Raw genomic sequence first — 14,071 nt, 5'->3', positions numbered from 1 at the left:
ACAAATCGAGAATACACAGAAAACTCCCAGTTGTCACCTCATTTGGACTTAAATTTTGAGCTTTCTCCCCCGGTGGAACGGAGCGAGTTTGGGCGGTCAGAACCCCGCTTATTTGCGGGCAATTAATTAATTTAAGGCATTTGACTAGGTATTTCACAAGGATACACATTCGCTTTTAACGCACCACCGCACCTTAAGGAAGTGGTTCAAAACTCATAAAAATGAACCTCGTCTCTTAAGGTTTTACCCCCCCATTACCCACCCAGAAACCGGCTTGTCCCTCAGTTTCAACTTCAGATTTAAGCGAAAACCACGAAAAATGCACTCAAGCACAGCTGCCAAAGAGTTATGAGAGGAGTATATGCTCGCTCACGCGAGAGTGGTCTGCACCACTGATACACGCCGTTTAATTCACCTTTTGTAGCCCGAATACGCCGCATTCCTCCGCTTTTGCCCATTTCTTCCCGTATATACGGCGTTTTGCGCCAATTATTGAGCTAAATCGTCACTATCTAGACAAAGTCAGTTCTCGGGAAGCAACGGCACAAAAAACGGTGGTACCGCCTCCTCAAGTAAGAAGGCGATACCACCGTTTAAAGCGTGAAGCGGGTTAGTAGACTCTCAAAACTGGAGCTTAGAGGCTGCCACCGCGCTTGACCACAATTGCGTTTGCCACGTCCATATCCAGGGAGAGGGTGTCCTCTTCACCATCGGCGTGAACAATCACATCATTGTTCTGGCCAGCAACCACGGACACCGAAGCGCCGTAGACAATACCTGCGTCAGCCAGCAGTTTCAGCAGCTCAACGTCAGTCTGAATGGACTCGGGGAAGCGAGAAACGGTGAAACGATCCTCGGGACCGGAGTCACGTGCAGCCAGGGACATGGGTACGGTGCGCTCGTCATTCTTCTCGCTAGTATGACCCAAATACTCCAGGCCGGGGATAGCGTTACCGTACGGGGAGAACTTGGGGTCCTTGAGCATCTCCAGGATGCGCTTCTCCACCTTGTCACTCATGACATGCTCCCAGCGGCATGCCTCTTCGTGCACGTACTCAAGTTCCAGACCAATAATATCGGAGAGCAGGCGCTCAGCTAGGCGGTGCTTACGCATCACCTCAACAGCCTTGTGGCGACCTTCCTCAGTCAGTTCGAGGTGGCGATCCGGCTCAACTGTGAGCAGGCCGTGCTTCTCCATACGCGCCACAGTCTGGGAAACGGTCGGGCCGGAGTGCTCGAGTCGTTCAGCGATGCGCGCACGCATGGGGACAATGCCCTCTTCCTCCAGTTCGAGGATGGTGCGCAAATACATCTCTGTAGTATCGATGAGGTCTGTCATATATCTCTCCCAGCTATCACCACAACAGTGCTTAGATAGCACTGCCTAAGTCGTTACTTATTCAATAATCTATTATGTACTTTTTCAGCGGCTTTTGCCACGGCTTAAGTCATTGAGTCGCCCAACAATAACCATTGGACGACTCAATACAACACCTTATATATACATTTTGTTATCCCACCCTTTATTAAGAGGAGTGGATCGTAGGCTCTACTCTGCGGACTCAGCCTCGGCAATTTCCTCCGCAGCAGAAGCGTTCTGCGTGGTTTCCTTCTCCGCCGAGTTGTTCTCTACGGGCTCACCGGACTCAGCAGATTCCTCAGTAGTTGCATCAGATTCTGCGTTCTCCTGCGCGGCGTTCTCCTCCAGGTCTTCCGGGCGAACGCGGTCAGCCCACGGAACCCAGTCCGGCGCGATGAGCGCATCATCACCGGGCAGCAGGCCTACCTCACAGATCGTTGCCACGCGGGAGCGAGGCGCACGCGAGAGGGTCGCAAACCAGAACCAGCCACGGTAACCGGGCAGGGTGCACTCAAACAGGTGAGTGCTCAAGCGCTCTTCCTCGGCGCGCACATGGTGAACCAGACCGATAGCGTGTGCAGGGGCGATTTCTCGCACACCCTGCAGTGCTACATCCTTAGCGGCGGCAAGAATCTCATCCACCTTAGAGGTGCGGCGCAGCTTGTGCGGAACACCCAGGGAGGGGGCCCCTACCTCTTCATCCAGCGGGGTGAAGGGGTCGGGGGTGGGATCTTCGGCCTGTTCAGTTTCTTCGGCAGCGGATTCCTCGGAAGTAGATTCTTTCGCAGGCGTCCCAGCCACCTCAGGCTCCTCAGCGTTCACGGAGGGCTGAGTCTCAGCAGGTACAGCGCTACCCTCGTCAGCACTCTCAGACGCGGCAGAAGGCACAGCGGACTCTGCGGGCGCGTTAGTAGCGGGTGTAGTTTCGGGGAGCAGTTCAATAACCTGTTCAGACATACCCCTATTAAAGCATCTCGGGTGCACAAACAGTGTGGCCGCTCCCCCAAGCTTCACATACACTGTGAATTTGGGTGAATTTGGGTCTCAAACCGCTAAATCTGGGGATTCGCCCACGAACAGCTATGTGTGAGCTGATACCGTTAAATCCATGAGTAATGAACCCGCACAGGACAAGCACAACACTGCAGAGCAGACCCCTATATCCCTGCCCTATGCCGGAGCCATCCGCTGGCTCGGTGCAGGCGGCGCGATTCTCGCCCTGCTTTGTCTGCTCACCGGAGTTGCCATGCTCGCGATGAAGTGGGTTGGGGCAACGCCGCCCGCCCTCATGAGCCAGATTCCGCTGGTCCTCCTACCCGTCGCTTTTATTGCACTCATGGCTGCACTGTTCTTGTCGGTCATGCGCCGCAACAAGGCATAGAGATTCGAGCCTCAAGCTCACACGCATCATTCACTTATCAAGTACAGCCTGCCATTCAGAGAGAAAGATAGAGTATGTCTGCTGAAGCAAAACTCCTAGTCGTCGATGACGAGTTCAACATTCTTGAATTGCTCGCCACCTCCCTGCGTTTTGCCGGTTTTGAAGTAGTTACCGCCGGTAACGGCCGCGAAGCCCTCGAAAAGGCACACGCCGAAAACCCCGACCTCATTGTCCTGGACGTCATGATGCCCGGCATGGACGGTTTCGAGGTGACCCGCCGCCTACGCGAAAACGGCACCACCACCCCCGTACTCTTCTTGACGGCGAAGGACGCCACCGAAGACAAGGTAACCGGTCTGGGTGTCGGCGGCGACGACTACGTCACCAAGCCCTTCTCTCTCGACGAGGTGATTGCCCGCATCCACGCCATTCTACGCCGTAGCCGCAGTATCCAGGATGAGGATGATGCCGTACTGCGCGTTGATGCCCTCAGCCTGAACGTGGACACCCACGAAGTGTTCCTCGATGACGAAGAGATTGACCTCTCCCCCACCGAGTTCAACCTGCTACACTACCTGATGCTCAACGCCAACCGCGTACTGTCCAAGGCGCAGATTCTCGACCACGTGTGGGAGTACGACTTCAATGGCGACTCCTCCATCGTTGAGTCCTATATTTCCTACCTACGCCGCAAGATTGACAACAACCGTGAAAACCACGAGCCGCTCATCCACACCAAGCGCGGTGTGGGCTATATGATTCGCGGTTCTCGAGGCTAACGTGGCGCTCAAACCCCTCGACCGGATTCCCCAGTCTCTCTCCCTTCGCACCCAGCTGGTGCTCATCACTTCCATGCTCATCGCCCTCTCCATTGCGGTGACGAGCCTGGTTGCGATTTCCGCTCTGCGCGCCCAGATGGTGCATCAGTTGGACGAAGAGATGAAAAGCAGCGCCCCTTCACTCGTGCAGCTGGCGACCGTACGCCCCTCCGGCAATCAGGAACAATCCCTGAGCACCTACCGCCTGTACCTGCTCGATAAGGATGGCAACGTACTGTACTCGCTCAAGTCTGAGGACAGCGAACAGTTCAGCGAGCCGGTGCTGCAGGGCTGGACCGAAGAGAAGGTTCGCAAGCAAAACGAGGAGGCGGTCACCGTCAACTCGATGGGCAGCTCCTCCGATTGGCGTGTGCTCGCCGTGCCCATTGTAGCCAACGACACGTCAGGTCTGTCGGAGGAGGCCTCCCTCATCATTGCCATGCCGCTGAAGCAAACGAACCAGGTGGTCGCCCTCGTGGGTGTGCTGACCTTTGCATTTGGTTTGGCAACTCTCGCCTCCGCAATTGCGATGACCTGGGTAATTGTGACCCGCACCTTCGAGCCGCTGGCTCGCGTGGAGCAGACCGCCGCCAAGATTGCTGCCGGTGACCTCTCTCAGCGTATTGAGGACTACAACCCCAGCAATGAGATTGGTAACCTCGCGGTTTCACTGAACACGATGCTCACCCAGATTGAAATGCTCTTCAAAGCCCGCGAGAAGAGCGAAGCCAAAATGCGCCGGTTCGTGGGTGACGCTTCGCATGAGCTACGCACCCCGCTGGTCAGTATTCGAGGCTACTCAGAGCTGTACCGTCAGGGCGCGCTACCGACCGATGAAGCTGTCGCTACCGCGATGAGCCGCATCGAATCGGAGTCCAAGCGTATGGGCCAGCTCGTAGAAGACCTACTGACCCTGGCACGTATTGATGAGCGCCGCGAATCCAAACTGGCGCCCTTCGACCTGTTCAATCTTGCGGTGGACGCTAGTAACGACGCCTACGCTACGGCACCCGATCGTGTAGTGTCCCTGGTGGGCCTGAACGAAGAGGTTGCGCCGACCTCCGCAACCGTGCTCGGTGACGAATCACGTCTGCGTCAGGTGGTGGCAAACCTACTGACCAATGCCATGCGCTACACCCCCAACGGTTCTCCCCTGGAGATTGCGGTGGGCGTGCGCGAAGAGGTTCCCGGTTTCCCACTGTCCGTGCTGGAGGTGCGCGACCACGGCCCCGGTATTCACGGCGAGGACCGTGAGCGCGTCTTCGAGCGTTTCTACCGCACCGATACTTCACGTTCGCGTGAGACCGGTGGTACGGGTCTGGGCCTGTCCATTGTGGCTGCGATTATTGAGCAGCATGAGGGCAGGATTCATATTGAAGAGACCGATGGTGGCGGTGCTACCTTCGTGATTTCTTTGCCGTTCTATCCGCCGCCTGTCTCGGACGATCAGCTGATGAAGTAACACTGACGCATAAACCCCCGGATTGTAGACCTTGAGTGTTCTACGATTCGGGGGTTTTGGTGTGCCCTGCAGGTGGGACTATATCGCGGCGAGGCGATAACTCTCGGCGGTGTGAGTGAGGAGAAGATACGAGGCTCAAGAACAGCAGGTCAATCTAGCGTACGTCATGGCGGCGTCATTTTCAGGAGGGTTTTCGATTTTTTCGAGATACTGGAGTGAATCTGGCGGGTTTATCCACAGATTTATCGAAACATCATTTTTCATCTCATTTGATACATTTTGAAGGATATATTGATAACAAGCTTCCGGTCAGGAACTCAACTCTTCCAGAGATCCAAAGCCCAAGCACCATCACGGGGCAACCGCCCCACCCATCTCACATATCTCAAAGGAGAAAAACCATGGCACAGTTCAATGTCGATTCCGAAGTCATCGCAGCCAAGAGCGCACAGGCACGATCCTACGTCGCATCCATCACCGCAGACGTCAACGGTATGACCTCATCCCTACACGACCTGCAGAGCTCCTGGACCGGCTCTGCATCCGCTAACTTCCAGGGTGTTCTGGACCAGTGGCACGCAACCCAGCGCCAGGTCGAAGCGTCCATCACCCAGATCAACGAGGCACTTACCCGCGCAGGTGTGAACTACGCAGACACCGAGCAGGCTAACGCCTCCATGTTCGTCGGCTAAGAGGTCAGGGCAATAAGCCCAGAAGCCCACCCGCAGGCAGGCGGGTAGATCGGGCGGCTAAAAGGTCCCGACCGCACGGCACACCGCCCGCCAGACTCACTAGAAGTCGGCGAACATTGAGAAAAGCCCCACCGCATCCTCGCAAGTGAGGATGCGGTGGGGCTTTATTGCACGAAAATCTTTGGATCCAAGAGCCCAATCCTTAGGAGCCGAGCGTTAGGAGTTCAGCTTTAGGAGGCGGGGGTCTCCTGGCGGAAACGCAGACGCCACAGGCCGCGCTCAGCGTCGTAATGCCAGATGCTCGAACGGCTCACGCGGCCGCGTGCGGTGGCAACCGCCGCCATGACCAGCACACTAGAAGTATCCAACACCTGCACACCTTGCTTGAGCGGGGCACCCTGCTGGGTGAAGGCGCGTTCGCGGTACTGCAGCACCGAGGAGCGGGACACCGACTTGCCGGTGGCGGTCACCCATACCAGACGCTCGTGCAGCATAGACTCCAGCTGCGCCGCCTCCATAACGGAGCCGCGGCTTTCGAGTAGCTGTTCTGTGGTGGCGGCCTCCTCAGGGTTCAACGCAAGCGCGGCGGGAGCAGGATCAGCGGGCGCGGGTGCAGATGGATGGGTATGCGCAACAGGCTGAGCGGACTCTACGGTCTGTGCGGGTATCGCGGCTGGCTCTATGGCAGGCTCTGCCGCCTGATTTTCTGCGTGTTCTTCCGTCTCACCTAGAAGTTCCGCCGGGTCAACATCATTCGGGTCCAAGCCCGCGAACTCTTCCAGGCCGGTCAGGTCATCCTCTTCTTCCATCTGCGCGCCATTGGATGCCTGCTGAGCGGTCTCCTGTTGGTGCGCCAGTGCCTTTACATCACGCTCAGCGGCACGCTCTGCCACGAGCGCCAACTGTTCCTTACGGGCGCGGACCGCTTCCGGATCGGGGGCATTCATCGCGGATGCAGGGCGCAGCAGACCGGACAGGCGCAGGCTCTCCATACCGCGCTGGGCGTTCTCAATCTCGGCTGCGGTGAATTCCTGTACAGGCAGGTGGGCATTCGCAGAAGACTCAGAGGGTGCCGAATCAGAGAGAGCAATGTCAGAAAGTGCAGGTTCCGCAGTCGGAGCATTCACAATCGGGGCTTCAACAGCCGGAACATCAACAGCCGGAGCCTCTACAGGCTTAGCCGCAGTAGCGGGTTCAGCAGAGGCTCCAAAGCCGGGACCGTGCGCGGGCTCGCGGCCCTCCTGGTAGGCGCGGGCAGCACCATTTGCCAGGGAGTCCGCCTTCTCGTTGAGCTCGTGACCCGCATGGCCCTTCACCCAAATAAACTCGTAATCGCGGCCGGTCAGCGCCTGATCTAGCGCCTCCAGAAGCTCGCGGTTGAGTACGGGCTTGCCGTCAGACTTCTTCCAGCCCTTCTTCTTCCAGCCGGGCATCCACTTGGTCAGCGAGTTAATGACATACTGGCTATCGCAGTACACGCGCAGCTTCGCCTCCGGGCGGGATGCGGTTGCCTCGAACAGGTCCAGAACAGCCTTGAGCTCACCCATGTTGTTGGTGCCGTGCGTCCAGCCGCCGCTCGCCCAGTGGTCGTTGTCGATATACCATGCCCAGCCCGCCGGTCCGGGGTTGCCCAGCGCCGAGCCGTCTGCGGCGGCAATGATCTCTTGCGTGCTGTTCACGGTACCTTCTTTCTGCGCCGCCGCTCTATCGTGCGGGCGGCTGTCCGTAATGATGTCTGAGATGACTTTACCGCACCGGCGGCGAGGGTGCGTAGCGCGCAGTTACAGCTGTGGACAACCTCATGCCACCTCGTAGCGCCATTTGCCGTAATGCCGGGCGGGTACACTAAACCTATGAGCTATTCTGCCCCCAAAACACCCAGCGCACAGCACCCGGAGCTCCCTACCGCCCGTCCGAGCGAGCGTGTGCAGATTTTCGCTCTTCTCACCCGCACGATGTACGGTTCCCTGCGTTTTAGCTGGTTGAGCTACCTGGGTCTTGCTGAGCAACAGCATGCGGCGCAGTTGCCGACCTCCACGGCGGCAGTTAGCTATCTGAGCACTCAGGCGCTCATGCGCGCTATGGCGGCGGCTCGTCTGGATGTGCCTTCGAGTGCCGCCTCTGAGATCGAGGTGGATCGTTCCTGTGCCCTGTGCACCAGCGGCAAGAAGCACGGTAAGCCGCGTATTGCGGGCGTGAATTTCAATATGTCGCAGGTGAATCCGCTGGTGGTTGGTGCGTTTAGCCGTAACACCTCGGCAGTACTTGGCGTGGATGTTGAGACCCTGGATGCGCGCCTGTTCTCCGGTTTTGCGCGTCTGGCACTCTCAAATGAAGAACGTGCGTTCTATGAGCGGGTGGCGCAGGAACGCCCAGCACCCGTACTGCATCTGCTTTCTGTGGCGCTGTGGACCGCTAAGGAGGCGGTGCTCAAGGCAACCGGTCACGGCCTGAGCGTGGTGCCCTCCCTGGTTCGAGTGCAGCTCACCGATGAGCTGCTGGATGCGCTCGAGCTTGCCATGAACGAGGAGGTTCCGGGGGATCTTCTGGACAGTGACGTTCCCGAGCCGGCTGCCCTGCGTGTGCTGACCCAGGACAGGTTTGCCACCCAAGCGACCTTTAGCGCCCCCCAGGGCGGCAATCAGGGCGGCAAAGCTATCGAGCGAAACTTTAGCCTGCAGTGGGTTCCCGTGGCACTGCCCGACGCGGAGAACCCCGAGCACACGCAGAAGATGCTCATCGCCCTGGCGGTGGAGAGCCCGACCGAGGGTGAGCCCGCGCAGGTTGAGGCTCAGCTTCTGCCGGTGGCTACTCCCCTGGAACTCAAGCGCCTGCTCACCGATTAGCCACGCTCATTCCCCTAACAATTTATACAACGACTGAACGCGCCCGCCATGCCAGCGGGCGCGTTCAGTCGTTGTATTCTGCTGTTTTCTTCAGCCGTTGTATTCTGCCTCGTCAAGGCGTTCGAGGCAGACCCTACGGGGTATCTTCACCCAGGGTATCCACGCCCAGGGCGCGGCCGAAGCTACCGAGCTTCGTGCCGGTCTCCGTATGTTCCAGCTCCGGATCGGACTCAGCCACAATACCCGCGCCGGCGTACAGCACCACCTCATCTGGGCTGACCTGGGCGCAGCGCAACACCAGCGCCCACTCGCCATTGCCCTCAGCATCCATGTAGCCGACCAGACCGCCAAAGTAGCGGCGATCAAAAGACTCCAGCTCACGAATCATCTGCAGAGCCTTCTGAGTGGGTGCGCCACAAATCGCGGGAGTCGGGTGAATCGCGCGGGCACCGTCCAGGCAGGTCAACCCCTCCTTCAGCACGCCGTCAATGGGGGTTGCCAGGTGCCAAAGCTGAGGGGTCTGCAGCAGCGAGGGCACCTGCGGCACGTTCAGCTCCTCGGCGATGGGTGCCAGGCGCTCGGCAATATCGTTGATGACGTAGGCATGCTCGTCGCGGTCCTTCGGCGAGGCAAACAGGCGGTCACGAATCGCCTCATCCTCGGTGCTACCGGGCTCGGCAATGCGCGGGGCGCTACCGGCAAGCGGGTGGGTCTTGAAGGCGCGACCCTCGGTGCGGAACACCAACTCCGGGGAGGCGCCCATCAGGTAGCTTCCGCTCATGCCACGCTCGCCCTCGGGCAGGCGCACCGCAAAGTTGAATGCGGAACGCTGCTGGGCGCGCAGGTTGTTATACAGCGCCTCCAGGTTGAGGGCACCGGGTGCGTAGCGGGCACGCAGAATACGAGAAAGCACAATCTTGCTCAGCTCACCCGTCTTCATGCGCTCCACGGCGGTCGCCACGGCGGCACGGAACCGGTCGTTCTGCCGGCCGGTGACAGATACCGGCTCGGCAAGCGCCACAGTCTGCTCGGGGACCGGTACCTGCTGCTCCCCCAAGCGTTCGGGCACGAAGAGGTAGGCGGGCATATCCGGGTCAAAAGGAATCAGGCCCACGACGGCACTACCGGCGCGTTTCGCCTCGTCCAGGGCATTATCGAAGGTGACAGGGGTCATCGCACCGGATGCGCGCAAGATGCGGGTGCCGGTGGCAAAGATAAAGTCGGGAAGGTTCGTCATCGTACTTCTATCAGTGGTGTGTGAGTTCGCGCCGGAAGCACATAGAGTACAGTGCAGGCGCGGGTATATTGCGGTCACATCAGTGCCGCTAGAGGGTCGCACCGCCGTCGGCGACAATCTCCTGCATGGTGATGTGGCGTGATGCCTCAGAAATGAGGAAAGCATTCACCGAGGCAATATCCGTTGGATCAGCAATACGGCGCAGCGGAATGCCCAGGCGGAAGGTCTCCGGGTTGCCGGCAACCGGTAGAGCAGAACGGTCCTCCCCCTCCCAGGCGTCAGTCACCATGGGGGTTCGGGTGGTGCCGGGGCAGACCGAGTTCACACGAATACCGTGCGCGGCAAGTTGCAGACCGAAGCTGGAACTCACGCGTGCCGCCGACGCCTTGGACGCACCGTAGGCGCCAAACTCCGCACGGGGTACACGCGCCGCATTGGAGGCGACCGTCACCAGGGAGCGGCTATTCGCCGGGTCGCTCTCCTGCTGGTCAATCATGATGCGTGCGAATTCGCGCAGGCACAGGAACACGCCGTCGGAGTTGACCGCGTGCAGGCGCTTCCAGGTGTCAAAACTGGTTTCCAGCAGCGGCTGGCTGTGGGCGATACCCGCGGCGAGCACCGCACCGGTGATGGGTTCGTCGAGTGCCGCCACGGCTTCTGCGAGGGTGGTAACGGACTCTTCGCTGGTAACGTCTACGGCACGGTAGCGGAAGATAGCGTCCCCGTAGGTAGCGAAAGAGGCAATGGGTTGCTGTGCAAGGTCCGCCGCAAATACCGAATAACCGTTCGTAATGAGCTGGTGGACAGTTGCCTCACCAATACCGCCGTTTGCACCGGTCACAATAACCCAGCTCATGCGTGCGCCTCCTCAGCGGTCTGTAGGTCGGCGAGTACATCGGCGGTATTCAGCACCCGGGCGCAACGGCCCGAAGCGTACTCACACGCCATGCGGTGCTCACCTTCCGAGAAGTCAGCGAGCGCATCGGCAACCATAAACGGCTGAATATCACGCATGAACGCTTCCAGCGCGGTGGTCAGGCAGCCAATGTGTGCATACACGCCGCCGATAATGAGCTGGTCGCGACCGGACTCCTTGAGCAGGTCCTCGAAGGGGCTGCGCACGAATGCGGAGTAGCGCCACTTGGTCAGCACGGTGTCGCGACCGGTAGGTGCAAGTGCGTCGAGCACGCGGGCGGACTCGTCATTCTGCAGGCCGTCGCCCCAGAAGTCGATGAGCAGGCGGCGGTCTTCGGGGTTTTGGCGCGGCGGCTGCGCGGTGTAGTAGACGGGGATTCCAGTAGCGTGGGCGGCGTCAATGAGACTGCGCAGATTCCGAATAGCAACGTTGATTTGGGCGTCCGGGTTAGCGTTGCCCTCACCCAGATCAGCTCCTTCGAAGGCTTGCACGAAGTGTACCTGCATGTCGTGCACAAGCAGTACAGCGCGGCTGGGGTCTACAGTCCAGCTCACGCGGTTGCTGTGTTCACGGTCAACGTAGGTGTAGGGCTTGATTTTGGGCAGTGCCATGATTCTCCCGGTTCGTGCCTATGGTTTTCGGTTGTATGCGCGGCGCAGGCGGTGCACTGTGGCGGGCGTAGTAGCGAGTGGGAGTCTCCTCCGATCCCTCTCACATCCCCCAAATCAGTGAGCTTGCGCTTATCTCATAACCATCTTAGGGCATGCTTAGCTACAAGGTATATCTGAGCCTTAACAAAAATGCTTCCCCACCCGCACCCCCGTTGACAGCACAACGGGTGGAACGGGCAGGGAAGCACTCAGACAAGCAGAAACACTATACGAACCGCGAATCCAGACGCGATTCTAGTTCAACTAGTTCACGGGCACCGCGACGGCAAGAACCTCATTCAGGCCCTCAGTGATTGAGGGATGAGTGTAAATCTCATCGCGCAGCTGCGAAGCAGTAATGCCGTGGCGCATCGCCAGAGCCACCAGGTTAATAACCTCCATGGACTCAATGACCAACAGCTGGGCACCCAGAATCTGGTCGCTCTGCGCGTCAATCACAAGCTTCATGATGCCGCGCGGGTTCTCCTGGGTCTTCGCACGCGGCATCGCAGCAATTGCAGCAACCGGCTTCGAAGCGACCTTCACCTTGTGGCCAGCCTCGATTGCCTCACGCTCAGTCAGACCCACGGAGGACAGCGGCGGGTTCATGTAGATGGTTGCAGCCACTGCCTTACGGTCCTTAGTGGAGCGGGAACCGTCACCAACCAGCTGGGAAAGCACCACGCGGTAGTCATCCATGGAGATGTAGGTGAACTGCGGGCCGCCGTTCACGTCACCGAGCGCGAAAATGTTCGGCACGGTGGTTCGCAGGTGTTCATCCACGACGATTGCGCCGCGGTCGTTGGTTTCGATGCTGGTGTTCTCCAGCCCCAGACCCTCGGTGGCGGGTTTGCGGCCGGTCGCGACCATCACGTAGTCCACCTCCAGCTCCTGAGTAGCACCCTCGGAGTCGAGGTAGGTCACGGTCACCGAGTCAGCGCCGTCTTTGAAGGACTGCACACGTACGCCGGTGTGAGCGGTAATATCCTGATCTGCAATAATCTCGCGGGCAACCTGGGCAACGTCCTCATCGTAGCGGCCGAAGAGGGCGGGTACGCCGTCAAGAATGGTCACCTCAGTGCCGTAAGAGGAGAAAATACCGGCGAATTCAACACCGATGGGGCCGCCACCGATAATGCCCAGGCGTTTGGGGCGCGGGGTGAGCTTCTGCAGCTCGGTGGAGGTGAGCACACGCTCGGATTCGTGGATACCCTCAATCGGCGGGATAACCGACACGGCACCGGTGTTGACAATGAAGTAATCGGCGGTAACGTGCAGGGTGTCCTCGCCCGCGGTAACCTCAACCTCGGTGTCGGAAATGAAACGTGCGTGACCATCAATGAGCTTGGCAGTCTCGTTGGAGAGCAGGATCTCGCGGTTCTTGGCGCGCATCATGCCGGTCAGCTTGTCGCGGAAGACCACGGCGGATTCGTAAGCGGCATCTGCTTCTTCAAGGGTGTGGTCACCGCTGGCGCGGAACTCGTCGGCGCGGTGAACCAGCGCCTTGGTGGGCACGCAACCGATGTTGATGCAGGTGCCGCCGTACATGCCGGTGGACTGTTCGATGAGGGCAACGTTCTTGCCGGTCTTGGCGTATGCGCCGGCGAGGGTCTTGCCGCCCTTACCGAAGCCGATGACGACCATGTCAAAGTGCAACTGAGCGGGGGTGGTCATAATATTCTCCTGTGAAATTTAGATGATGATGTCTTCACAAAGTTCAACGGGAAGAAATGAGTATTATTCCCGCGCTCCATATTTTTCTCCCCCCTCAACCACCGCTAGGACATAAATAAAGCCCCCATCGCACTGCACAGGACGCATCGCACAGGACGGTAGGGGCTTCACAGGAGGTGGCTAGCTCAGGAACTTCAGCAGGTCCTCAGCGAACTCATCTGCGTACTGGAAGAGTGCGCCGTGACCGGAACGGCGGTACATCTTCAGCTCGCTCTGCGCAACCTTGCGGTGCATATCGTAGGAGTTGACGCTGGGCACCATCATGTCGGTTTCACCGTTGACGATGAGGGTGGGCTGGGCAATGTATGCCATATCGTCCTGCTGCTGCTTGCCCCAGCGGCGGATAGCCACCAGCTGACGCAGGAATCCGATAACCTTCATCGGGGTACCGCGGTGCGCCTCGGTGCGGGCACCCATACGGTCCAGTACTCGCTGCGCCTCAATACCGCCCTGTGCGTCGTGGGTGTAGAAAATGTAGCGCTTCGGGTTGATCTTCTCGCGGGCTGCACGCGCCATGTAGCCGAAGGTAGTTCCGGTGACGGCATCAATTCCAGCGCCACCGCGCGGGCCGGTGCCAACCAGCACCAGGCGGTTGACGAGGGCGGGGTAGGCGCGTACAACTTCCTGAACGATCATGCCGCCCATGGACAGGCCCAGCAGGTTGACCTTCTGGTAGCCGAGGGCCTGAATAATTTCTGCTGCCTGATGAGCCATACCGGGGATAGTGGTCGCAACAGAGCCTTCGCTGGAGCCCACGCCGGGCAGATCCATCACGATTACGTGCTGGCGCTCAGCGAGCAGGTCAAGTAGTTTGGGGTCCCAGTCGTCCATAGTGGCGGCGAGGTGCACGAGCATAACCAACGGAATGTCTGAGTTGCCTTCTCCGAGTTCTCGGTAGGCAATCTCCTGGTTATTAACGGTGGTGTAGCGGGTGGGAGTTTCGAGGTAAGACATGATTCTTCTTTTCGTTGAGTG

The 14,071-nt window shown here is 59.0% G+C and carries 13 protein-coding genes; 5 read left to right on the top strand and 8 right to left on the bottom strand.

All coding sequences use genetic code 11. The features are described 5' to 3' along the window. Positions 1 to 634 precede the first annotated feature (634 nt). Positions 635 to 1,339 carry a metal-dependent transcriptional regulator gene (locus tag ACUXHH_RS01180; protein ID WP_279740940.1) on the bottom strand — a complete coding sequence of 235 codons (705 nt, stop codon included), beginning with the start codon at positions 1,337 to 1,339 and terminating at the stop codon, positions 635 to 637. Between the two features lie 210 nt (positions 1,340 to 1,549). Next, positions 1,550 to 2,317, bottom strand: a complete 768-nt coding sequence (locus ACUXHH_RS01175; protein ID WP_458390636.1) for a DUF3027 domain-containing protein — start codon at positions 2,315 to 2,317, stop codon at positions 1,550 to 1,552. Positions 2,318 to 2,468: 151 nt separating this feature from the next. On the opposite strand from ACUXHH_RS01175, the gene ACUXHH_RS01170 reads away from it, so the two are divergent. The 4 genes from ACUXHH_RS01170 (at position 2,469) to ACUXHH_RS01155 (ending at position 5,713) form a co-directional block, all read left to right on the top strand. Continuing rightward, complete coding sequence (locus tag ACUXHH_RS01170) at positions 2,469 to 2,741, top strand: hypothetical protein (RefSeq protein WP_279740943.1); 273 nt, start codon at positions 2,469 to 2,471, stop codon at positions 2,739 to 2,741. 74 nt (positions 2,742 to 2,815) lie between these two features. Further along, positions 2,816 to 3,520: a response regulator transcription factor gene (locus ACUXHH_RS01165; RefSeq protein ID WP_279740944.1), complete on the top strand. Its 705-nt coding sequence runs from the start codon at positions 2,816 to 2,818 to the stop codon at positions 3,518 to 3,520. Position 3,521: 1 nt separating this feature from the next. After that, positions 3,522 to 5,021, top strand: a complete 1,500-nt coding sequence (locus ACUXHH_RS01160) for an ATP-binding protein (RefSeq protein WP_458390635.1) — start codon at positions 3,522 to 3,524, stop codon at positions 5,019 to 5,021. Positions 5,022 to 5,422: 401 nt separating this feature from the next. Beyond that, entirely contained in the window at positions 5,423 to 5,713 is a 291-nt protein-coding gene (locus tag ACUXHH_RS01155; RefSeq protein ID WP_279740947.1) for a WXG100 family type VII secretion target, read from the top strand. A 230-nt stretch (positions 5,714 to 5,943) separates the two neighbouring features. Here ACUXHH_RS01155 and ACUXHH_RS01150 read toward each other — a convergent pair whose 3' ends face one another. After that, a complete protein-coding gene (locus ACUXHH_RS01150) occupies positions 5,944 to 7,392 on the bottom strand; it encodes an RNase H family protein (protein WP_458390634.1) in 1,449 nt (482 codons plus the stop codon). Between the two features lie 174 nt (positions 7,393 to 7,566). Between ACUXHH_RS01150 and ACUXHH_RS01145 the strand changes: the two genes are divergently transcribed. Further along, on the top strand, positions 7,567 to 8,559 hold the full coding sequence (locus ACUXHH_RS01145; protein ID WP_279788398.1) for a 4'-phosphopantetheinyl transferase family protein: 993 nt from the start codon (positions 7,567 to 7,569) through the stop codon (positions 8,557 to 8,559). Between the two features lie 133 nt (positions 8,560 to 8,692). On the opposite strand, the gene ACUXHH_RS01140 is transcribed toward ACUXHH_RS01145, so the two are convergent. The 5 genes from ACUXHH_RS01140 to ACUXHH_RS01120 form a co-directional block, all read right to left on the bottom strand. Next, positions 8,693 to 9,796, bottom strand: a complete 1,104-nt coding sequence (locus tag ACUXHH_RS01140; RefSeq protein ID WP_458390633.1) for an isochorismate synthase — start codon at positions 9,794 to 9,796, stop codon at positions 8,693 to 8,695. Positions 9,797 to 9,884: 88 nt separating this feature from the next. Further along, entirely contained in the window at positions 9,885 to 10,652 is a 768-nt protein-coding gene (locus ACUXHH_RS01135; RefSeq protein WP_279791101.1) for an SDR family oxidoreductase, read from the bottom strand. Continuing rightward, on the bottom strand, positions 10,649 to 11,323 hold the full coding sequence (locus tag ACUXHH_RS01130; protein ID WP_279788393.1) for an isochorismatase family protein: 675 nt from the start codon (positions 11,321 to 11,323) through the stop codon (positions 10,649 to 10,651). The genes ACUXHH_RS01135 and ACUXHH_RS01130 overlap by 4 nt, the downstream gene beginning before the upstream one ends. A gap of 303 nt (positions 11,324 to 11,626) precedes the next feature. Further along, positions 11,627 to 13,036: an FAD-dependent oxidoreductase gene (locus ACUXHH_RS01125; RefSeq protein WP_314078554.1), complete on the bottom strand. Its 1,410-nt coding sequence runs from the start codon at positions 13,034 to 13,036 to the stop codon at positions 11,627 to 11,629. A 180-nt stretch (positions 13,037 to 13,216) separates the two neighbouring features. Next, on the bottom strand, positions 13,217 to 14,050 hold the full coding sequence (locus ACUXHH_RS01120) for an alpha/beta fold hydrolase (protein ID WP_458390632.1): 834 nt from the start codon (positions 14,048 to 14,050) through the stop codon (positions 13,217 to 13,219). Positions 14,051 to 14,071: the final 21 nt, after the last annotated feature.

Source organism: Rothia sp. 110740021-2 (assembly GCF_054263775.1).
Note: the sequence above shows the minus strand (reverse complement) of the source record. Positions and strands in the feature narration are given on the sequence as shown.